Genomic DNA, 21,590 nt, shown 5'->3' with positions numbered 1-21,590 from the left:
TAGAAACTTGGGTTCCAGGACTTTGTCTTCAATCTGAGGGATTGAAATTTTATTTTCAATCCCTTTTTGGATAAAGAAAATAATAATGGTGCTAATTAGGATTAATACCTAAATAAGTTTTAATTTTCTTTTCAAGAAAATCAATATGTTGGTTTATTTCGGTTTGTTGCTTATGAAGCTCATCAAGTTGAAAAAATAGTAGTCTAAGTCGTTGAGGAATTGTGGAGTCTCCTTTATATCTTAGGTCAGCGTATTCTTGCATATTTTTAATAGACATTCCCGTCTTTTTTAATCTAATAATGAATTGAGTCCACGCTATATCAGAGTCATCATAGTATCTACGATTATTTTCTTCTCTATGTGAGTAAATCAATTTTTCTTGCTCATAGTATCGAAGTGTGGAAATAGAAAGTCCAGTTTTTTTAGCAAATTCTCCAATAGAATAGTGAGCCATAATATTTCCCCCTTTTTTTTAATATTTTAGCATAATTTTAAAAAAATCGAAAAATTTTCAGTTTTCTCTTGACATAAAGTGCACTTTACTATGTAAAATACATAGCATCAAAGGAATTTGATATAAAGTACTCTAATTTATGAGTTGATTGAAAATAAAGGAAATTATGGAATCGCTTCTCTGTGTAGGTGGCGGAATGGGAGCAGCGACTCTTATAAAAAATGCAAATAGCAATCTGTAAAGGAGAAAATAGTATGGAACAAACGAAGAATTATACTTGTATTACTGGAGCCAGTGCTGGTATAGGAGCGGAGACAGCAAGACAATTTGCAAAATTAGGAAGGAATCTTATTTTAATTGCTCGGCGTCAAGAACGACTAGAAAAATTGAAGCAAGAGATTTTGAACCATTATCCGGATTTAGATGTTGTTATTAAAGTTGTTGATTTATCGAAGTCCAGTAATGTTTTTGCTCTTTATGAAAGCTTGAAAAAATATCACATTACTACTCTAATAAATAATGCTGGTTTTGGAAATTATGATAAGGTTGAATCTCAAGATTTAGAAAAGATAATAACATTAATCCATCTAAACATTGAAGCTTTAACAATTCTATCAACTCTATATGTGAGAGATTATAAAGATTGTAAAGGCGCTCAATTAATCAACTTATCATCTAGAGGCGGATACATGATGGTTCCAAATGCAGTTACATACTGTGCAAGTAAATTTTATGTTAGTGCTTTTACAGAAGGCTTGGCATTGGAACTAGAGGCAAATCAACATCAATTAAAAGCTAAGGTTTTAGCTCCAGCTGCCACAAAAACGGAATTCGGTCAAGTTGCTACAGATTCTAAAGAATATGATTATGATGAGCATTTTGCTAAATATCACACAAGTGAAGAGATGGCACAATTTTTGATGGAATTATATCAAAGTGACAAAGTTGTTGGTTTAGTTGATGTTACAAATTTTGAATTTCATCTTAGCGGACCACTACTTAAACATTAATTATTTTAATAAATATAGATAATGTGGTATCGATTAATAGTTGCAGTCGTTTTATGATAAGAAGAAAGCTTCTGAAACGTTAGATTTCAGAAGCTTTTTGTCTTTAAGTTTTGAGTAAGTTATAATTTTCTGTGATATTTAGGATATTTAAAAAATATACAAGTGTTTTTGTAGATTAATTTACAATTTTTCCAGTATTTTACCAAGTAGTTTTTCTAACTTTCCTAAGTCCCCATAGACTGTTCCGTCCATATAAAGATTGTAAACCTCGTCATCTTGTTCCACGCGTATTTGTGCAGAATACCCTTTTGATAATGCTAAGGAACGAATGACTTCTCGTTGAGTTCGTCCATTCCCTTCTCGAAAGGGATGGAAATAATTAAGATTATCAAGAATTTTTGCTAATTGTTTAATAATCTCATCTTTTGAATTAGCAGTTTGATAATAGGTATGAATAAGGCGGTTTATATATACTTGGGCAGTACTGAAAGATTGTATTGACATAAAAGGATTCCCATTTTTTGAGATATTCACCTTGCGAAATTGTCCCGCCCAAGCATAGACATCTTGAAATAAATATTTATGAATGGCTAAAATATCACTAATGGAGTAGACTTCAATGGTTTTCAAGCGCAAGTCTGCAAGCCTTTTAGTAACGAATAAATGCTCATTCCGGTAGGCTTCTTCAATATTTGTAATATTTTGTTTGTTGATTAAGACTGTAGAATTTGGATAGGTATATTGGTGATTGGGGTCAATGTACTCATAGCCTTCGTATTGATTTTTAACCAATATTCAATTCCTTTCGTTTGTTGATAACATAAGTTTTTAAATCAATCACATCTTGAACAGTAGGTTCATAATTTTCAATCATTGATGACCCAATAGCATACCAGACAGTATCAAAATCTGAAAAGTTATCAAAGGGAATTCCTAAAATTGTTAATTCTTCTTTATTTACATCAAGAGTCATGGCACACCTCCTTGTATAGAGTTACCCTTATTATACCATAAAATCGGTATTTTCACCTAAAGGATAGAGACTGTTATTAAAGGCTGAGACGATTTGTCTCAGCCTTTTGGATTGAAGATAAGGTCATCTTAGAAACACTCCTAAGGAAAGTTTTGAGTATTTTTTTATTTGACAAATATAAGTAGACGGTGTATACTTTATAAAAAGTAGACAACGTATACTTCGATAAGGAAAGGTGGTCAAATGAAACGGAATACGGAAGAACTGAAAGAAAAGTTAATTTCGGTCGGCATTGAAGAAATCAGAACTAACGGGATTGACCGGATGTCTATGCGTACAATAGCTCAAAAATGTGGGGTGACTCATGGAGCTCCCTATAAGCATTTTGGAAGTAAAGATAGATATATTCAAGTTGTTATGGAACACTTATCAATGTTCTTTTTGAAAAATATGATACTTGGAATTGATACTTCCATAGATGCAAGAACTCAACTAACTCTGATGGGCTGTAACTTTGTAAGGTTTGCCCAAGAGGAAACCTATCTATTTGAAGCATTATTTATCAAATTTCCATATAACTATATGGAGTTATCCCAGGAAACTATTTCAGTCAACTCCTCTTTACCAGGATTTGAACATTTTAAGTCGGTAGCGTTAAGACTTAAAGATGAGGAAAATCTTTCTAGTGGTGACGCAGAAATTTTGATCCATTTTTGGAGTTTTATTGCTGGTTTGGCTCTATTGGTAAGGAGTCCTGTTGGAGAAAGCTTTAAAGAAAATGATGTTCAAAAGACCGTCAGAACGATGCTTGATATTTATATAAAAGGAGATAGCTGATGAATGTTTTAATAATCTATTCACATCCGAATGAAACAAGTTATAATGCATCAATCCTTCAAACTGTGCAAAAGCATTTAGCACCAGAGCATGAGGTTAAAATAGTAGACTTATATAAAGAAAACTTTGATCCGGTTTTACGTTTTGATGAAAGGCATAAAAGGAGAGATTTACAGCATAATGAAGACATGAAACCGTATAGAGATTTATTGAGTTGGGCGGATCAGTTGATTTTTATTTTCCCTACTTGGTGGAGTGGAATGCCAGCTATTTTAAAAGGTTTTATTGATCGTGTTTTTGTTGCAGGTTTTGCTTATCAGAATGGACCTCGAGGTCCGGTGGGGCAACTAGATGGAAAAGCGTGGATCATTACGACGCATAATACGCCAAAAATTTTTCTTCCTTTTTCTCAAGACTACGCAAAGGTTCTAAAATCTCAAATCTTGAAACCCTGTGGTATTAAACCGGTTAAAATGACACAAGTTACACGAGTGGAGTATATGAGTGATCGTCAACGGAAAGAAGAACTCGAAAAAATCGCACAGATAACCAAAAGGATTTAAAAATGTGCGTTACAAGTCATGATAGAGCATACAGAAGATGGGTAAAGAGGCTGGGACAAAAAGATTTCAATTTTTAAAAATCTTAATTACTAAGCCCTTCAAATCTATAATTAAATGCGAAAAGCGAACAAAGCAGAATTCTGATTACCAGAAAACTAGTTTTGTTCGCTTTTTATATTTGAGATCGGACTTTTGTCCCAGCCTCTTTATTTTATATTGTTTTTAGAATTAAAATATTGAGATTAAGATTTATCTTTCTTAAACGCCCCTGCTTGTGCATACAATAACCATGATAAGGTAATCATAATAGCTGCGAAAACAGAAATTCCTGAGAATCCTGTAAATTTCACAAAGAGAACTCCTCCCACTATACCTGCAATTGTTTCACCTAAATACATTACTGCATTTGATAATGAAGAAATCGTACTTCGTGCATTTTCAACAGTACCTTGCAAAGTCGTCATAAACAAAGGAAAAATAAATCCATTATTTATATAGATAATTGTTAATAAAATTTCGGCTACCCAAAAATTATTAGCAAAAGGTAGAATAAGATAGAGGATAATTAATGTAAGTAATTCAGTTTTAAAAGTTCTTTGTAAACCAAATCTTTTAACCAATTGACTTCCAAATAAAGACCCCAATAAGTTACCCGCACCAATAGCTATAATTGCAGTACTAATGTTAGTTAAACTCATATTAAAGTCATTGGTAAACCATGTAGATATAAAGGTAATGGCTGTAAAAGAACCTGTTTGAAAAACAAAATAAGCAATTAGATAACTAACTGATTTTTTATTAGTTAGGACATTTTTATAAGCCTCTGTAAAAGAAATTCTATTTGCTTTTCCAATTTCAAGTTTTGGTAGAAAAATATGGATTAAAATGAGAAGTATTAAGGAAGCAAACGCAATCGTATAAAAGGGAGTTTGCCAAGAAAAGTTTGCCAGATAGCCACCAATAGGTACCCCAGCCATTTGAGAAACGGATAAACCAGCGGTCGCATATCCCATAACCTGCACAATATACTTTTTATCAACAACAATAGGAATTGAAGCCCAAACTTGTGGAGTTACAAATGAAGCACTGATACCTGCAAATAAGCGAAAAAGGAGCATTAAAGGAAAACTTGTTGCAAAACCACATAGAAAAGTTGAAATGGTAAAAGCAATCAGCCCATAAGTCATTACTTTTTTTCTATCACGACCATCTGAAATTGGGCCTGATATAAGGGCAAATACAGCATAACCTATTGCATATGCGCTGACCATCCAACCAGAAACTGAAGAATTTATATTATATAGGTTTGCTAAAGTTGGAAGCAGTGGAGAAATTAAAAATGTATCAGTTCCTATAATGAACATTGTTAAGAAGAACAAAAGAGAGTATTTTTTCATTGTATATTAACATCACTTTCTAAGAATATTTTTGTTATAAGTTATAAATATATACTTTACGTAATAATGGCTATCCAGTTCTGTTTCATAAAACACCTCCTTTTTAAATTTAATAGTTAAACAATTATTGAACTATTAAATTTTATATTATCACTATAATGCAGAAAAGTCAACGACGGCCGTACAAAAAATTGACAAGTGTTTATTTCAATAGTAAAATTACTTTATGACTATGAAACAATATAACCTTAGCGAAGATGATTTAAGAGTTAAAATTTTTAAAGCATTAGCAGATAATGTTCGTCTAAAAATTATTAGATTACTGTACAGAGCGAATACTGAACTAAGTTGTGGAGAAATTGGCGATTTGCTCATTATTAGTAAATCAGCTGCTTCGTATCATTTTAAAACTTTGCGAGAAGCTGGTCTTACTACAACAAGAAAAGTAGGTCAGAATAAATTTGTAAAGTTAAATCATGAGACATTTGATACTTTCTTACCTGGCTTTCTTAATTCTTTAGACAAATAAGCAAATGCATTTCAACTAGACCAGTAGTTTTTTTGTGTTAACGGGGAGGTATACCTAAATTGTCAAATTAAGTTAGATTTTTCATGTCATGTAACTCAGAAAAACTTGGTATGGTGTTTGATAATTTAGGAAATTAAAAAAATAAACATTATATCCTTAGGTGAGGCAAAATTCATGGATTATGTAGCAAGATTACATTTGAAGACTGGGACTGATTTCAGGCAGGGATTGGTAGATTTCTGTTTAAATAGAAAAAAACAGTATGTTGCTATTGGTTGGAGTAGTCAAAGTGAAGATCTCTATCGCGAGAGCTTTCAAGAGTATTATTACAGGGTTAAAGAGATATCTGGAAGAGCTAATCCAGCAATTAACGTTTTTAGGGATGCTAAAGTAGACGACTTATTCTGGACACGAGATCTGGATGGTAATTACTGGATTTGTAGAGTTATATCGCCTGTTGAAGTAGTATGTGATAAACGGTTGGATATTGGAGCAGTCTTACCAGTCGAAGCTTATAATTTTGGAATGCAAGTACCTGGCCAAATTAAATCGTCTTTCAATAGACCTCGGGGTGGTACTGTTGAAAAAATTCGTGATGGAATAATAATTGAGTATTCGAAAACGATTTTTAATCAATTATCAAGCAGTAAATATTATAAGGTTATTCAACAAGAGGGTAATCTTTTGGATAATCTACCAGATTTTGACTTAGAGGAACTTGTAATATCTTATTTACAAATAAAAGAGAACTATTATGTTCTGTCTAATTCAATAGCAAATAAATCCACTACAATTAAGATCGAGTGTGAAATGATTTCTAGGGATGTTTGTAATCTTAGAAAAGCGGTGCTTCAAGTAAAGGGGAAAAAAGCTAAGGAATTGGATGCTTTAGAATTCAATAGATATGTTGAGGATGGGTATATAGTATATCTGTATGCACCTAAAATAATCAATCTAAATCAGATTGGCAATGTGGTTCGAATAACTAATGATGACCTATTAGATTTTTACAAGAAAAATAAACCCATACTCCCATTATCAATCACTAAGTGGGGAACTCTATTCGAGGGTAATAACAGCTAAGTTGTTTACTTGAAATTTCCCTAATTCAATAAAACTTATACAAATTTTTTGAAATAAAAAAAGCAGTACAAGTCTGCTAGAATTTGATGTAAAGCTGTTTTAAAATTGCTTAAAATAAAGCCTTGTCAAACCAGGCTTGAAAAAAGCTCGTAAAGCATCACAATTTAGTAAACGTTAAAACTTATTTAAACTTATTGAAAGCATTTCGTATCAAAAATACGGGATGCTTTTTCTGTTCACCCCAAATTTTTGTAACTAGGTGATACTTGAAATTAATACAAATTTGGTTGTTTTTGATAAATCTAAGCAACACTACATGATGAAGTGAAAGGGGATGAATCTTTGATAGTATTCACTTATTGTGAAATATGATATATTTATTAATTAGATGGATGAATACTTCTAGAGTTAAATATAGTATAATAGGGACATACTTTTTGGTTTATTTTTGTTTGTAGTCGGATTATGAAAGAATATCCAATATTATGCGATAAGATAGAATGTTACAAAAAAGAAAGGGGATGCAATCCGATGAAGAAAGACAGATTAATTGTATTGACAGATGCTGTTCTAGCAATTATTATGACCATCTTGGTTTTAGAGTTAGAAAAACCAACAACACCAAGTCTTGAAGCTTTTTGGGATTTACGGCAAAATTTCTTTGCTTGTTTTCTTTCCTTTTTCTGGTTGGGATCGTTATGGATGGCACTAAACACATTATGGGAAAAGGTTGAGAAAATTTCCTCAGAAATTATTTGGTGGAATTTGTTTCTACTCTTGGAGCGGCAGGAGTTCTCTTTGGAGAATTTCATGCCATCCAAGATACCAGTCTGAATGATGTGGTGGACCGGATCTATATAAATGTCAAGGATTTACCGTTTCAGTCCTTGGGAGCTTTAGCTAATATCCTGTCTGATATTAAGAAGGGACTGATTCAAGACAGTCATATCTGGTCTTTCTTCCAGTCATTTTTCAAACAATATCAGTTGATAATCAGCTTAAATCAGATCTATCAGTTTGTCTATCTTTCTCTGATGGAGATCATGTCCTATCTTCACTTTGATTATTGGAAAAAAACGGCTCGGTCAGGAGCTAGTATGAATAAGGAGAACAAATGAAACGTTTAAAAATGTTATGGCATATTATGCAGGTTACGGGTTTTACTCGGTTTGCTCTGAGTTTTGTGACCTTTGTTTTTGGGTCAGGAGGCGTGCTTTTCCTAGTTGAACCTGCTATCACAAATTACGGAGACGGTCTTTGGTATGCTTTTGTGACTTCGACGACTGTCGGCTACGGGGATCTCCTAGCTGTGACCTTGATTGGAAGGATTACCAGTGTCTTCTTGACGATTTATGGGCTCATATTTTTTGGCTGTTTATCAGCTGTTATTTTTAATTATTATACCAATTTAAATAAGGAAAGAGGAGAGGACAAATGACTGCCAATTATTCAACACGGGAATACCGTGAGAAATTATACGATGACCTTCATGTTCGATTGAGAGATACAGCGATTTTGATGTGTGCAATTTTTATTGCCTCTATCGGACTAAATATGAATTCAACAGCTGTCATTATAGGAGCCATGTTGATTTCACCTCTCATGACACCGATTGTTGGACTGGGATTCGGTTTAGCTATTTTTGATACGCGTTTAATCAAGCAATCTCTAGAGGTTTTATTGACTCAAGTGTTGGTCAGTTTGCTTGTCTCGACTCTGTATTTCTGGATTTCTCCCTTGTCTTATGCAAGTAGCGAGTTGATTGCACGAACCTCTCCAACCATTTGGGATGTCCTCATTGCTATTGCTGGTGGGATTGCTGGTGTGATCGGTTCAAGGAAAAAAGAAGCAAACAATATCGTGCCAGGAGTAGCCATTGCTACAGCTCTGATGCCGCCTATCTGTACTGCTGGCTATGGTTTAGCTAATGGGAATGTACGATTTTTATTGGGGGCTCTCTATCTTTTCTTGATCAACTGTGTCTTTATCATGCTAGCCAACATTGTTGGAACAAGAATTTTGATGAGAAAATCTCCTTTAACTTCATTTAAAGAGCTGAGCATTAAAATGAGAATTGGCTTGATATCTTTGATTGTATTGTTGATTCTTCCAGCTAGCTATTCGGCAGTTACTCTGACAATAGAACAAGCGCGCAAAGAAGGGATCAAACAGTTTGTAGGAAAAGAGTTCGCCAATTATACGGTTATTAATCAAGTCTACAAGTCAAGTAACAATGAATTGGTCTTGACGGTTGTTGGAGATCCGATTTCAGAAGAAGAATTAGAAACACTCCACCAAAAACAAGCCTCTTACGGTATTCAATCTGTTCAATTGAAAGTGAATCAAGTTCAGAACTCGCCAACATTAGATAGTGAAGCGACCAAGGAATTTTATGAAAACATTGACAAGTATATTGATCAAAAACTCTCTGAAAAAGATTCACAAAACGATCTCGTAAAAGAAAATGAAGCAGACAAGGATTGAGGACAATGAACTGAATCGGTTTTTACGCCGTGTTTTTCTTGTATCTTCCTCTTTCTTACTTATAGCAGGTTGTTTTTGCTTGAATAAGAAATAAATTAGAAGTTCTATCATCTAAGAAAAATGATGAACAAAAAATCATTTAACTAATGGTGTGAACGTTTAGTGTTTATCAGCTCCATTCTCTGTAATTTTGGGGGTAAAATCCACACCATTCGGATAAAATTAGTTGAATTTGATTGGAAAAAAGCTTTTATAAAAGCGGAGAAAAGTCTTGATATTACGCTGTTTTTAGTCCGACTGAAATTCATACTTTCCAAACCAGGTCTTAAGAAAGCTCGTAAAGCATCACAATTTAGTAAACGTTAATTCGAAAGAATTACGATACTTACAAAGAGCACCTTTCGGGGTGCTCTTTTTTTTGTTAAAAAGTAAGACTTATCACAAAATTTTTCTTGAGTTATTTTTTATCGACAACTTTTCTCAAATATATGAAATTCATTTGAAATAGAAAAGGGCCTATATTTACAATACTTTTCAAAAGCATCTATTAGTTTGACAGTAATCAAAGGAGTGTTATAATAGAAAAAAAGATAGAAATGAGAGATTGAGTGTGGGGAAAAAACTATTAGGTGTAGTTTCAATACTTCTACTAATGCTTTTGCTTATATTTAATGCAAGTAAAAACAACAATAATACCTATGATAATGAATTTTTAACTTCGTTAGCAAAAGGGTTAGATAAACGTTGGGAGTTTGTTGCCAAAAGGGATTATGATAAAGAATCACTAAAAAACTATAGAATCTGTGTGGATTATGAACTAAATGAACTTAAGAAATATAAAAATCGAGAGTTCGAAAATCCTGAGTTAAAGAAACTAGCTGACACCTATATTGATGTCCTTAAGAATGAAAAGGAAACGGCAATAAATCGAAAATACTTGGATAGAATCTTTAGAAACGAGTGGAACAAACTCCAATATAAACGTTATGAATTACTTTTAGATATTAATTCAATAAGTGAAATCCCTGTTCAAGATAAAAATAGTTTAAATAATATATTGAGGTCCGGTGAAGCTGTTAAAGAATTTAATAGAGTTTACGGAATATTAGTAGATACGTTTGATGCAAAAAACTTTGTAGTTGAAGAGGTTGAAGATGGATCAGAAAAAGAGAAGCGCTACGTGGGGAATTTTGAAAATACTACAGGTCATCGCATCAATTACATAGATATAAATATTTCTTTTTATGATGAAAATGATAAAATTTATTCTGGTTTTAAGTTTGAAACAAGATATTTATGGGAAAATGGAACTAAACAAAGCTTCGAATTCTCGATTCCAGATTCAGACAAGAGGTTCAAATATTTTAAGGTTAATTTGGGTGAAAACAGTTTTAGGTATGAGTAGGCTTCTTGTTTTATTAGCATAAAAATAATATATTTTCAATAGGCCTTAAGAAAGCTCGTAAAGTATCATAATTTAGTAAACATTAATTCGAAAGAATTACGATACTTACAAAGAGCACCTTTCGGGGTGTTCTTTTTTATACTTTCTTACTAAATTGGTGCAATTGACACAGTTGTTGCGACTTTAGTCGCTTACAAATGTGGCTGCAACCTGACAAAGTCAGTTGCCTCAAAACGTTAATCAATACGATACTATCAACATTTACAGACGTTCAAGAATTTTCTTTTGGATGTCTTTTTGTTTCAAAAATACAAAATTCACCCCCAGTTCATCCCACAAGTCTTTGTCTTATACAATTTCTTCCTTGTATAAGTTTAGTATGATATAATTAAGATGACAACAATCGAAAGGTGTTATAAATGAAAATAGGAAAAGGCATAAATTGGCTTTTGATTCTGTTAAGTTGCTTAATTGCTATAGTGCTGATTAGTTCTCTCTTCTTCTTTTTTAATCATAAGAAGCAAGATGCAGAAGTAGTGACTACTCCTACAACGGAACAGCGTTCTACTACTAGTACGACAACGACTAGTTCACCAAGTACTAGTTCAACGACTTCCCAAGATAGTATTACTACTACGGAGGAGGAAAGACCTTCGACACAAGAAGAGAAAACGAATGCTGAGTCACAAAAAATAGATGAGCAAGCTATTCTAAATGGAGATTTCTCTACTCTAGTTGGAACATGGAGAAATGGACTTGGACAAGAGTTTACATTCGATAAAAATGGATTAGTAAACAGTGGAAACATTGAGAAAGTGAGCATGGGTAACCATGGAACTATTGAATTCAGTGTTAGATCTGGTTTTACAGGGTATGGAATGAGTGTTTACCCTGCTGGACTTATTATAGATGGGTTAGATTCTGACTTAAGTAAAAACAGGCTTACTGCTGGTCAAGCTGCTCCAACTAAATCAGAACAAGTTTTTTATAAAGTAGACTAAATGATTAACCATCTCAGATTTGATGAGATGGTTTTCTTCTTTATTTGTGAGTCATTATCACTTTATGAAGATGAAGCAAGTAGGTTTAAAAATAGCTTCCATAGGTGTTTCCAGCTTGTTTAGCAAGATGTTGGAATTTATGAGGACCTTGATGGATATTATTTTTCTTCATAGTATGTTGTGTTATAATGTAGATGCGATATGAATAAATTAAGATAGCTCTGTAAATTCTGTAAATATCACTTTGTGTGAACATGACTACATTTGAATTTATAGAATGATAGGAGGTGGTTTACAATGATAAGTTTAGAGTTGATGTCTGAAGAAAATAGCATAGATGTTTATTCTTTTGAAAAAGAAAATAGAGAGTATTTTGAGCGAAGTTTACCTCCTAGACCAGCTCACTATTTTGATTCAGAAAGTTTTAAAGAAATTACAAGGGAATTGTTAAGGGAACAAGAGAATCATGATGTCTACATGCATCTTATTAGAGATACACAAGGTGTTATGGTTGGAAGAATCAATTTAAGTGTTTTAGGGAAGGATAGAAAAACAGCAGAACTTGGATATAGGATTGGAGAAAATGTTACTAATTTAGGATATGCCAGCGAAGCGGTTAAACTCGTTTTAGAAAAGGCCTTTACTACTTATGGTTTACATAAGATTATTGCGGGGACGGCAACGTACAATCTGGCTTCTCAGAGAGTGCTTTTAAAAAATGGTTTTACCTTTAGTAAAATCATAGAAAATGACTTTCAAATGAATAACGAGTGGATTAATACGGCAGTATTTGAGATAAGGAATCTATAGCATCATCATTACCAGCCGTTTGCCAAACCTCAACATTTCTAGTAGACATTCGTCTACTTTTTTTATATAATAAAACTAAACCAAAATGGTTGAATTTTGAAAACAAAGTCAACCTACGATGAAAACATCACGCTAGGAGGTAAAACATGTACCAACCAGAAAAACTCAAAGCTCGGAGAAAAGAGTTAAAGCTAACACAGAAAGAAATTGCAGAGCAGCTTGGCATTAGTTTTCAGGCTTATTCAGCTTGGGAACGCGGAGTCAAGGAGCCTTCTAAAGAGAAGGTTGCTCAACTAGAAGATCTTTTAAAAGTACCAAAAGGCTATTTCACCCAAATCGAAATTGTCCGTCTCTATAATAGCCTCTCGAACCAAGGGAAAGAAAAGGTGGTAGTCTATGCCCGTAATTTGGCTCAAGAAGAACAAGCCAAGAAGGTGACTGCTATTTCAGAAAAACTCTACGAGTATCACGTCTATGAACGCATGTCGGCTGGTATCGGAGCTTCGGTTTATGATGATCGAAACTTTGATACGGTTTACTTCAATGAAGAATTGGCTCACGATTTTGCTTCATGGGTGTCTGGGGATTCTATGGAACCTAAATATCAAAATGGTTCCGTGGCTCTGATTCGAGAGACAGGATTTGATTATGACGGAGCTGTCTATGCAGTGGTTTGCAATAACCAGACCTATATCAAACGGGTCTACCGTGAAGAAGATGGTCTGCGTCTGGTCTCTATCAATCCTAAATACAAGGATATTCACATTTCTTACGAAGAAGATCCGCGAATTGTGGGCATTATCGTGGGTAATTTTGTACCGATGGAGGGATAGTCTATGGGCTACTTTGATTATTCCAGAGAGCCCAAAAGTGATATTGCCTTTGTTGATATGAAGTCCTTTTATGCCAGTGTTGAGTGTGTGGAAAGAGGACTCCATCCCCTCAAAACCTCCCTTTGTGTCATGAGTCGAGCGGATAATTCTGTTGGGCTTATTCTTGCCTCCTCACCTATGTTCAAAAAGGTCTTTGGGAAAGCAAATGTCGGTCGTGCCTATGACCTGCCCTTTGATATCCAGACGCGTAAATTTTCCTACTACAATGCCAAAAAACAAGGCTTGCGGACAGATCCAGCCTATGTGAAATTTATCGAGGATTGGGCTCGAGTGACAGTCATTGTCCCTCCTCGGATGGATAAGTATATCGCGGTCAATATGGAAATTCAGCGCATTTTCCAGAATTATGCCAGTCCAGATGATATCTATCCCTACTCTATTGACGAAGGTTTTATCGATTTGACTAGTTCGCTCAATTATTTTGTCCCAGACCAGCAGATTTCTCGCAAAGATAAGTTGGATATGCTTTCGGCTCGTATTCAGAGGGATATCTGGCGGCAGACAGGGATTTACTCGACGGTCGGCATGTCGAATGCCAATCCTCTGCTTGCTAAGTTGGCCTTGGATAATGAAGCCAAGCACACACCGACCATGCGAGCCAATTGGTCCTATCAAGATGTGGAAGATAAGGTCTGGTCTATTCCTAAAATGACTGACTTTTGGGGGATTGGGCATCGGATGGAGAAGCGCTTGAATGGTTTAGGGATTCATTCGATTAAGGAGTTAGCCAATAGCAATCCTGATGTCCTGAAGAAGGAACTTGGTCAAGCTGGACTTCGCTTGTGGTTTCATGCTAATGGGATAGATGAGAGTAATGTTCATAACCCCTATAAGCCAAAATCTCATGGCTTGGGCAATTCGCAAATTTTACCGAGAGACTATGTCAAACGGCGAGATATTGAAATTATCCTTCGAGAGATGGCTGAGCAGGTGGCTATCAGGCTTCGAAGAGCTAGTAAAAAGGCGACAGTGGTATCTATTCATCTTGGTTTTTCTAAGCAGGAACAAAAACGCTCCATCCATACTCAGATGAAGGTTGAACCAACCAATAACACCAGTATTTTGGTTGGTCATGTCCTGGAATTATTTCACAGCAAATATACTTCTGGGGCCGTTAGGAGTGTTGCCGTTAGTTATTCAGGATTTGTGGATGAATCCTTTGCGTTGATTTCCCTTTTTGATGATGTTGATAAAGTAGAAAAAGAAGAAAGGCTCCAGACAGCCATTGATTCCATTCGAGAACAATTCGGCTTTACTTCCCTTTTGAAGGCGACTGCCTTAGAGGATGCGTCGAGAAGTATTGCCAGAAGTAAGCTCATCGGAGGACATTCTGCTGGAGGATTAGATGGACTCAAATGATTGATCGTTCTTATTTACCCTTCCAATCCGCAAGGGACTATCAGGATCCAGGGATGCAGAAGTGGATGGGCTTCTTTTTATCAGAGCATACGAGCTCGCTCAGTGAAGAAAAAAATCGTGTCGATTTCTCGACAGATTTGACTCCTGTTGAGAAGTTGCTCTTGCTCTCTCAACTCTATATAAATCGACTAAAAGGCTCTTTTGTGGTCAAGGAGAATAATCATAAAAGCACGATAATCGGTGAAGTAAGAGAATTATCTCCTCAAGAAGTCTCTGTTAAAACGGATGAGGGTTATAGACTGCTAAGGGGCCAAGACATTCTCGCAATCCAACTTTGTCAGGAGGAAGTTTATGACTAGAAAAGAGCTTTATGAAAATAAATTGCAGATGGACTATTTCTCAGATGACTACATTCGTTTTGAGGAAGATTTTCAAAAATACTCTGCCATGAATGTGCCCCTGACTTTTTTGATTGACGACATCCTACGAACCATGGCTATTAACCAAAAGGACTACTTTGTCTTGAATAAGGAAAATGCCAAGGACGGTAGGGAACATCGGTTTTATTTTAGGGTGAAGATGGAAAAAGATTGTCCACGAACTCGAACCTACACCTATCTTGGGCTGAAACAAAACTGCCTGTAGATTGCATAGGAAATACCGAAACAATAGTAAACATGGTATAATGAAGAAAATTCATGAAATATTACCTGTGAACAGGAGAAAAACTTCTAGGAGGTAGCTTATGCTAGGAGCGGTTATTGGAGATATTATTGGTTCTCGATTTGAGGCGGACAATCATAAGAGTAAAGAGTTTGATTTGTTTACTCAGGATTCTTGTCCGACGGACGATAGTATCATGACATTGGCGATTGCCAAAGCCTTATTGGCTAGTAGGGAAGACTGGAGTCAACTCTCGAAAAATGCAGTGAAATACATGCAAGAGATAGGGAGACAATATCCAAATTGTGGCTATGGCGGTCATTTTTTCTACTGGATCTTTTCAGATGATCCTCAACCCTATGGGAGTTATGGGAATGGATCTGCCATGAGAATTAGCGCTGTCGGTTTTGCGGCAGATAGTATAGAGCAGGCAAAGGCTTTGTCCCAAGCAGTGACAGAAGTGAGTCATGACCATCCTGAGGGACTAAAAGGTGCAGAAGCAGTTGCAGTAGCTATCTTCTTAGCTAGAACTGGTTCTAGCCGCCTTGAAATCAGAGACTACATCGATAAAAACTACTATCCGATGGACTTTACCCTAGACCAAATTCGTGAGGACTATAGCTTTGATGTGACTTGTCAAGGTTCGGTTCCTCAGGCCTTTCAAGCCTTTTTCGAGTCACAAGATTTTGAAGATGCTATCAGAAATGCTATTTCCATCGGAGGAGATAGCGATACCATCGCTGCTATCTGTGGAGGTCTTGCAGAGGCCTATTATGGAATTCCTGCTCCAATCAGAGATCAAGCTATGACCTATTTGGATGATCGTTTAGTAGAGATAGTGGAAACTTTTGAAAGTACTTATCCCTTCCAATCTAATAAATAATGGGCTGCGAGGAGTGAGAACAGATAAACTGTGATGTCTGGTATTCGATAGGGTATAGACATAAGTTGATCTGCTATATTTCTAAACCATTCAAGAGCTATTTTTTGAATGGTTTTTTGTTTGCGGTTCAAAAGTAATTGAGCTATACCAATTTTTATTCTTGACAAGCGAAAGAAACAAGTATATACTGTTTTCACTGATTCTAAAAACAGAAAATCAGACTATACCAATTTCGATAAGGGGAAAGCACAGCTTGTCTGTGTCGTATATACTATGTGTGGAATTGTTGGTGTTGTTGGAAACACAAATGCAACTGATATTTTGATTCAAGGGCTTGAAAAGCTCGAATACCGTGGTTATGATTCTGCGGGGATTTTTGTCCTAGGTGGCGCTGAAAACCATCTAGTCAAGGCTGTTGGTCGTATTGCAGAATTGTCTGCTAAAACTGCAGGTGTTGAGGGAACAACTGGTATCGGACATACTCGTTGGGCTACTCACGGAAAACCAACGGAAGACAACGCTCACCCACACCGATCTGAGACTGGACGTTTTGTCTTGGTCCACAACGGGGTGATTGAAAACTACCTTGAAATCAAGGAAGAATACCTTGCGGGACACCACTTCAAGGGACAAACAGATACGGAAATCGCCGTACATTTGATTGGGAAATTTGCCGAAGAAGACGGCTTATCAGTTCTCGAAGCCTTCAAAAAAGCCCTTCACATCATTCGTGGTTCTTATGCCTTTGCCTTGATTGACTCTGAAAATCCAGATGTCATCTATGTAGCCAAGAACAAATCACCTCTTTTGATTGGTCTTGGCGATGGCTACAACATGGTCTGCTCAGATGCTATGGCCATGATTCGTGAGACTAACCAATACATGGAGATCCATGACCAAGAGTTGGTAATCGTGAAAGCTGATAACGTTGAAGTACAAGACTATGATGGTAACAGCCGTGAGCGTGCTAGCTATACTGCCGAGCTTGACTTATCTGATATCGGTAAGGGGACTTATCCTTACTACATGCTCAAGGAAATCGACGAGCAACCAACGGTGATGCGTAAGCTGATTCAAGCCTACACAGATGAGGCTGGTCAAGTTGTCGTAGATCCAGCTATTATCAAGGCTGTTCAAGACGCAGACCGCATCTACATTCTTGCAGCTGGAACTTCTTACCATGCAGGATTTGCTTCGAAGAAGATGCTAGAAGAATTGACAGATACGCCAGTTGAACTTGGTATCTCCTCTGAGTGGGGATATGGCATGCCACTTCTCAGCAAGAAACCTCTTTTCATCTTTATCAGTCAGTCTGGTGAAACAGCTGATAGCCGTCAGGTTTTGGTTAAGGCCAATGAAATGGGAATTCCAAGCTTGACAGTGACAAACGTGCCAGGATCAACGCTGTCACGTGAAGCTAATCATACCATGCTTCTTCACGCAGGTCCTGAAATTGCCGTAGCATCAACTAAGGCTTATACTGCCCAAATCGCAGCCCTTGCCTTCCTTGCAAAAGCGGTTGGTGAAGCAAATGGCAATGAAAAAGCCAAAGCCTTTGACTTGGTTCATGAGTTATCTATCGTGGCTCAGTCTATCGAATCAACTCTTTCAGAAAAAGAATTGATTGATGCTAAAGTTCGTGACCTCCTTGAAACAACACGCAACGCCTTTTACATCGGACGTGGTCAAGACTATTACGTAGCCATGGAAGCCAGTCTCAAGCTCAAAGAGATTTCTTACATCCAATGTGAAGGTTTTGCGGCTGGGGAGCTCAAGCATGGAACGATTGCTTTGATTGAAGATGGGATACCTGTTTTGGCCCTCTTGTCAGACCCAGTCCTTGCCAACCACACTCGTGGAAATATCCAAGAAGTGGCAGCGCGTGGTGCTAAGGTCCTCACCATCGCAGAAGAAAATGTTGCCAAAGATACAGACGATATCGTTCTTACGACCGTACACCCTTACCTCTCACCAATCTCAATGGTCGTACCAACGCAATTAGTCGCTTACTTTGCAACCCTACACCGTGGACTCGATGTGGACAAACCACGGAACCTTGCTAAGTCTGTAACGGTAGAATAACAAAAAAGTCTAGTTTAACTAGACTTTTTTTATTATAAATCTTGCATGGAAATCTTATTGAGTTCGTTGACAACTTGTAGAATAGATAGTCGGCTAATGTTCATGATTCGCTTATTATCGATTTCTTTAATATCGAAATTAGTGATAATGGCGTCATAGTCACTTTGCCTAATTTCTTCGATATTTAGGGTTTCTTTATCCCAAGTTTCATACTGGATATTATTTGCAGTATGGAATTCGTAGAGAGATATCAAGAATTCTGGATGAGCAAAGTCATACTCACTGAGAACTAAGACTTTGACTTTCTTTTTATGTTCAAATAATTGATCTGTAAGCCCCTCTGCGTGGGTAAATAGGGTGTAGATTAGGTGAGAAAGAGCAGGTATCTTCTCCTTTTGTCCCATAATATTCTTATAGCGCATCATTTCAAAGACTGTTGCTTCATAAAAATTAGGGAAGAATTTTTTAATCTTTCCAAGTGTATAGTCTTTATTTTGTGAAATGATCGATTCGGAGTTGATTTCTCTTCGCTCAAGCAAGGCAGTGTTATGCAGATTCCAAATCAAGGTATCCGTATTTGAAAATTGAACACCAAATCTTCGAGTCAAGTTGTCCAGAATGTCTCGTGCAGCATGATAGGACAAATTAACTTTTTCGTCAGATTGACGAGCAGCTAGAAAGTCTTCGACTGTGAAGAAGAGGCTAGGTTCAGCAAATGGACTGAAGATTTGATAGAGATTTTCCGGATTGATATCAATGTTAAGTCCTTGGGCCAATTCTTGTAACTGATGCTGAAAATCGGGTAGTTGGTCGAAAATAGGATTTAACCAGGAAATGTTTTGTTCTGATAACTGAACGAAATATCCTCTCTTCATTCGGTGCAAATCGACTGTAGCCTGTGTTCTGATTTGGTAAAGATTTTGATATTTTGCAGGGAATTTCGCCAAATTGATGAAGAAAGAGACAAAATTATTTATATTTTCTTCCTTAACCTCCTCAAAGGGCCAGTCCAGAAAATTATAAGCTTCGTGGAAAAATTGGGAGAAGAAAAATCGAATATCTTTTTCATCTCCAATGATAGATATTGGGGTTACCTTGAGCTTAAAGCGGTAAGTTCCATCAAGTGTCTTATTGATATCCGCAATTTTCTTTCGCAAGGAAGGAAGGGAAATATCCAGAGACTGGGCAAGATGCTCATAGGTAAAGGGGCTGTCCAAAAGGAAAAATGCTTTTAAAATTTGAAAATATTCAGACGTCTGTAAAAAATATTGGTAAATTCGCTCAATGCCATTATTTTTCGTATTCACCATCATTATCCCCGCAGTTGAGTGTCGAATATCAAAATCAGGAAAGATTTCACGTAATTCTTTGATATCACTTTTAATGATGCGAGCATTGTGTCCAATGGTTTTAGATAAATCATCTAGGTAAATCCAGTCAGGATTTTCAAACAAATATTCTAAAATCTTTAATTGCCTTTGCTCTTTTTGACTGAGTAATTCTCTCATTTTTAATAAACTCCCGAAGTAATGTTAGAATAATTTAGAAAAGAAGATAGTCGGAAATCGTCAGAATCATAAAATAAAGTCACCCCTTAAGAGAGATTCGAAATCTATCGAAGAGGGGTGATACTTGATAAGAAGTTCTTACTAGTTTTCAATCTACTTACGATATAAACGGTCGTATTGGTAGTAGGGATCAAAGGTTACGTTAATTCCCAATTTACGGAGAACATTCTTATCTTCGTCCGTTAAGATGATCGTAGAATGAGCTTCGCTACCTTTGAGATTTCCGAGTTCTTTCATAGCACGGTCTGCATCAGGATTCTGCATAGCTGTAATTGCAAGAGCGATGAGAATCTCGTTAGAATGAAGACGTGGATTGCGACTACCTAAGTGATTGATTTTCAAACCTTGGATTGGTTTCACCACTTCTGGTTCAATTAACTTGGTTTCAGCATCGATATTAGCTGACTTTTTGATTGCATTGATCACAGCAGCAGCTGTTGGACCAAAGAGTTCCGAGTTCTTACCAGTGACAATTTCACCAGAAGGTAACTCAAGTGCTAGAGCGGGTCCATCTGTTTCTTCAGCTTTTTGTCGAGCAGCAACAGCTACCTTACGGTCAGCTGGTGTGATGCCGAGATCATTCATGAGAAGTTCGATTTTCTTGACAGCAGACTCAGCAACTTTTTCGGCTTTAAAGTCGAGAACTGTTTGATAGTAGCGACGGATAATCTCTTGTTTTGATGCTTCAATTGCAGCATCGTTATCAGTGATTGCAAAACCAACCATATTTACACCCATGTCAGTTGGAGATGCATAAGGAGACTCACCCAAGATACGTTCGAGCATACGCTTAAGAACAGGGAAAATTTCAATATCACGGTTGTAATTGACTGTTGTTTCTCCGTAAGTTTGGAGATGGAATGGGTCAATCATATTGACATCGTCAAGGTCTGCCGTAGCAGCTTCATAGGCTAAATTGACTGGGTGATGCAGTGGAAGGTTCCATACTGGGAAGGTTTCAAACTTAGCATAACCAGATTTGATGCCATTCAGTTGGTCGTGGTACATGTTAGACATACAAGTTGCCAACTTACCTGAACCAGGTCCAGGAGCAGTCACGACAATTAAATTGCGACTAGTTTTAATATAGTCATTTTTCCCCATACCTTCAGGTGAGATGATGTGATCCATATCTGTCGGATATCCCTTGATAGGGTAGTGAAGATAAGAGTCAATCCCATTTTTTTCTAATTGATTACGGAAAGCATCGGCTGCAGGTTGACCAGCGTATTGAGTGATAACCACAGAGCCAACAAAGATACCCAATTCGTTAAATTTATCAATCAAACGAAGCACTTCTTGGTCGTAAGAGATACCCAAGTCACCACGAGCTTTTGAGTGCTCGATATTGCTAGCGTTAATGGCAATGACAACCTCGACTTGTTCTTTCAACTCTTGCAAGAGTTTGATTTTGTTATCCGGCTCATATCCAGGAAGGACACGGGCGGCGTGGAAATCTTCCAACATCTTGCCCCCGAACTCCAAGTATAGTTTGCCGTCAAATTGATGAATACGCTCCAAAATATGGTCGCGTTGTAAGTTTAGATATTTTTCAGAACTAAAAGCTTGTTTTTTCATTTTTTTACCTCTATTTTC

General features: G+C 36.5%; 24 protein-coding genes. 18 read left to right on the top strand and 6 right to left on the bottom strand.

Annotation, left to right across the window (positions count from 1 at the left end; all coding sequences use genetic code 11):
• Window positions 1-91: 91 nt before the first annotated feature.
• Window positions 92-454: a MerR family transcriptional regulator gene (locus tag QM810_RS04560; protein WP_002888280.1), complete on the bottom strand. Its 363-nt coding sequence runs from the start codon at window positions 452-454 to the stop codon at window positions 92-94.
• Window positions 455-708: 254 nt separating this feature from the next.
• On the opposite strand from QM810_RS04560, the gene QM810_RS04555 reads away from it, so the two are divergent.
• The gene (locus QM810_RS04555) at window positions 709-1,464 is read left to right on the top strand and encodes an SDR family NAD(P)-dependent oxidoreductase (protein WP_070888895.1); all 756 of its coding nucleotides are present in this window, start codon (window positions 709-711) and stop codon (window positions 1,462-1,464) included.
• Window positions 1,465-1,644: 180 nt separating this feature from the next.
• Here QM810_RS04555 and QM810_RS04550 read toward each other — a convergent pair whose 3' ends face one another.
• Both QM810_RS04550 and QM810_RS04545 read right to left on the bottom strand, forming a co-directional pair.
• Complete coding sequence (locus QM810_RS04550) at window positions 1,645-2,256, bottom strand: Fic/DOC family protein (RefSeq protein ID WP_070888896.1); 612 nt, start codon at window positions 2,254-2,256, stop codon at window positions 1,645-1,647.
• Window positions 2,249-2,437 carry a hypothetical protein gene (locus QM810_RS04545; RefSeq protein ID WP_000171299.1) on the bottom strand — a complete coding sequence of 63 codons (189 nt, stop codon included), beginning with the start codon at window positions 2,435-2,437 and terminating at the stop codon, window positions 2,249-2,251. The genes QM810_RS04550 and QM810_RS04545 overlap by 8 nt, the downstream gene beginning before the upstream one ends.
• A 243-nt stretch (window positions 2,438-2,680) precedes the next feature.
• On the opposite strand from QM810_RS04545, the gene QM810_RS04540 reads away from it, so the two are divergent.
• Complete coding sequence (locus QM810_RS04540; protein WP_049503230.1) at window positions 2,681-3,274, top strand: TetR/AcrR family transcriptional regulator; 594 nt, start codon at window positions 2,681-2,683, stop codon at window positions 3,272-3,274.
• Window positions 3,274-3,837, top strand: coding sequence for an NAD(P)H-dependent oxidoreductase (locus QM810_RS04535; RefSeq protein WP_070458764.1), 564 nt, complete (start codon window positions 3,274-3,276; stop codon window positions 3,835-3,837). Before QM810_RS04540 ends, QM810_RS04535 begins: the two co-directional genes overlap by 1 nt.
• 242 nt (window positions 3,838-4,079) lie before the next feature.
• On the opposite strand, the gene QM810_RS04530 is transcribed toward QM810_RS04535, so the two are convergent.
• Window positions 4,080-5,234 (bottom strand): MFS transporter, encoded by a 1,155-nt coding sequence (locus QM810_RS04530; RefSeq protein ID WP_070458766.1) that lies wholly within the window; start codon window positions 5,232-5,234, stop codon window positions 4,080-4,082.
• Between the two features lie 226 nt (window positions 5,235-5,460).
• Between QM810_RS04530 and QM810_RS04525 the strand changes: the two genes are divergently transcribed.
• The 15 genes from QM810_RS04525 to glmS all read left to right on the top strand — a co-directional run bounded on the left by QM810_RS04525 (window position 5,461) and on the right by glmS (window position 18,426).
• Window positions 5,461-5,763, top strand: coding sequence for an ArsR/SmtB family transcription factor (locus QM810_RS04525; RefSeq protein WP_006146248.1), 303 nt, complete (start codon window positions 5,461-5,463; stop codon window positions 5,761-5,763).
• Window positions 5,764-5,937: 174 nt separating this feature from the next.
• Entirely contained in the window at window positions 5,938-6,846 is a 909-nt protein-coding gene (locus QM810_RS04520) for a ribonuclease D (protein ID WP_070458768.1), read from the top strand.
• A 531-nt stretch (window positions 6,847-7,377) separates the two neighbouring features.
• Window positions 7,378-7,680 (top strand): TMEM175 family protein, encoded by a 303-nt coding sequence (locus QM810_RS04515; RefSeq protein ID WP_006151097.1) that lies wholly within the window; start codon window positions 7,378-7,380, stop codon window positions 7,678-7,680.
• On the top strand, window positions 7,605-7,964 hold the full coding sequence (locus QM810_RS04510; RefSeq protein WP_000397555.1) for a hypothetical protein: 360 nt from the start codon (window positions 7,605-7,607) through the stop codon (window positions 7,962-7,964). Before QM810_RS04515 ends, QM810_RS04510 begins: the two co-directional genes overlap by 76 nt.
• Window positions 7,961-8,284, top strand: a complete 324-nt coding sequence (locus QM810_RS04505) for a potassium channel family protein (RefSeq protein WP_000825751.1) — start codon at window positions 7,961-7,963, stop codon at window positions 8,282-8,284. Before QM810_RS04510 ends, QM810_RS04505 begins: the two co-directional genes overlap by 4 nt.
• Window positions 8,281-9,330, top strand: coding sequence for a DUF389 domain-containing protein (locus QM810_RS04500; protein WP_000126416.1), 1,050 nt, complete (start codon window positions 8,281-8,283; stop codon window positions 9,328-9,330). Before QM810_RS04505 ends, QM810_RS04500 begins: the two co-directional genes overlap by 4 nt.
• Before the next feature lie 610 nt (window positions 9,331-9,940).
• Window positions 9,941-10,735, top strand: a complete 795-nt coding sequence (locus QM810_RS04495; RefSeq protein WP_254730769.1) for an FxLYD domain-containing protein — start codon at window positions 9,941-9,943, stop codon at window positions 10,733-10,735.
• A 479-nt stretch (window positions 10,736-11,214) separates the two neighbouring features.
• Window positions 11,215-11,736: a DUF6287 domain-containing protein gene (locus tag QM810_RS04490; RefSeq protein ID WP_414254008.1), complete on the top strand. Its 522-nt coding sequence runs from the start codon at window positions 11,215-11,217 to the stop codon at window positions 11,734-11,736.
• Window positions 11,737-12,033: 297 nt separating this feature from the next.
• A complete protein-coding gene (locus QM810_RS04485; RefSeq protein ID WP_178894601.1) occupies window positions 12,034-12,546 on the top strand; it encodes a GNAT family N-acetyltransferase in 513 nt (170 codons plus the stop codon).
• 146 nt (window positions 12,547-12,692) lie between these two features.
• Window positions 12,693-13,379, top strand: a complete 687-nt coding sequence (locus tag QM810_RS04480) for an XRE family transcriptional regulator (RefSeq protein WP_178894602.1) — start codon at window positions 12,693-12,695, stop codon at window positions 13,377-13,379.
• A gap of 3 nt (window positions 13,380-13,382) precedes the next feature.
• Window positions 13,383-14,798: a Y-family DNA polymerase gene (locus tag QM810_RS04475; protein WP_414254007.1), complete on the top strand. Its 1,416-nt coding sequence runs from the start codon at window positions 13,383-13,385 to the stop codon at window positions 14,796-14,798.
• Window positions 14,795-15,157 (top strand): hypothetical protein, encoded by a 363-nt coding sequence (locus QM810_RS04470; RefSeq protein ID WP_178894604.1) that lies wholly within the window; start codon window positions 14,795-14,797, stop codon window positions 15,155-15,157. Before QM810_RS04475 ends, QM810_RS04470 begins: the two co-directional genes overlap by 4 nt.
• The gene (locus QM810_RS04465) at window positions 15,150-15,443 is read left to right on the top strand and encodes a DUF5960 family protein (RefSeq protein ID WP_414254006.1); all 294 of its coding nucleotides are present in this window, start codon (window positions 15,150-15,152) and stop codon (window positions 15,441-15,443) included. Before QM810_RS04470 ends, QM810_RS04465 begins: the two co-directional genes overlap by 8 nt.
• Before the next feature lie 100 nt (window positions 15,444-15,543).
• The gene (locus QM810_RS04460) at window positions 15,544-16,344 is read left to right on the top strand and encodes an ADP-ribosylglycohydrolase family protein (protein ID WP_414254005.1); all 801 of its coding nucleotides are present in this window, start codon (window positions 15,544-15,546) and stop codon (window positions 16,342-16,344) included.
• Between the two features lie 273 nt (window positions 16,345-16,617).
• Entirely contained in the window at window positions 16,618-18,426 is a 1,809-nt protein-coding gene (gene glmS / locus QM810_RS04455; protein ID WP_414254004.1) for a glutamine--fructose-6-phosphate transaminase (isomerizing), read from the top strand.
• 32 nt (window positions 18,427-18,458) lie between these two features.
• Here the strand turns inward: glmS and QM810_RS04450 are convergent, their stop codons facing one another.
• Both QM810_RS04450 and QM810_RS04445 read right to left on the bottom strand, forming a co-directional pair.
• Entirely contained in the window at window positions 18,459-19,934 is a 1,476-nt protein-coding gene (locus QM810_RS04450) for a M protein trans-acting positive regulator PRD domain-containing protein (RefSeq protein ID WP_414254003.1), read from the bottom strand.
• 153 nt (window positions 19,935-20,087) lie between these two features.
• Window positions 20,088-21,572, bottom strand: coding sequence for a DUF1846 domain-containing protein (locus QM810_RS04445; RefSeq protein WP_178894609.1), 1,485 nt, complete (start codon window positions 21,570-21,572; stop codon window positions 20,088-20,090).
• Window positions 21,573-21,590: the final 18 nt, after the last annotated feature.

The sequence above is a fragment of the Streptococcus infantis genome, assembly GCF_047464155.1.
Taxonomy (GTDB): Bacteria; Bacillota; Bacilli; order Lactobacillales; family Streptococcaceae; genus Streptococcus; species Streptococcus infantis_U.
Note: the sequence above shows the minus strand (reverse complement) of the source record. Positions and strands in the feature narration are given on the sequence as shown.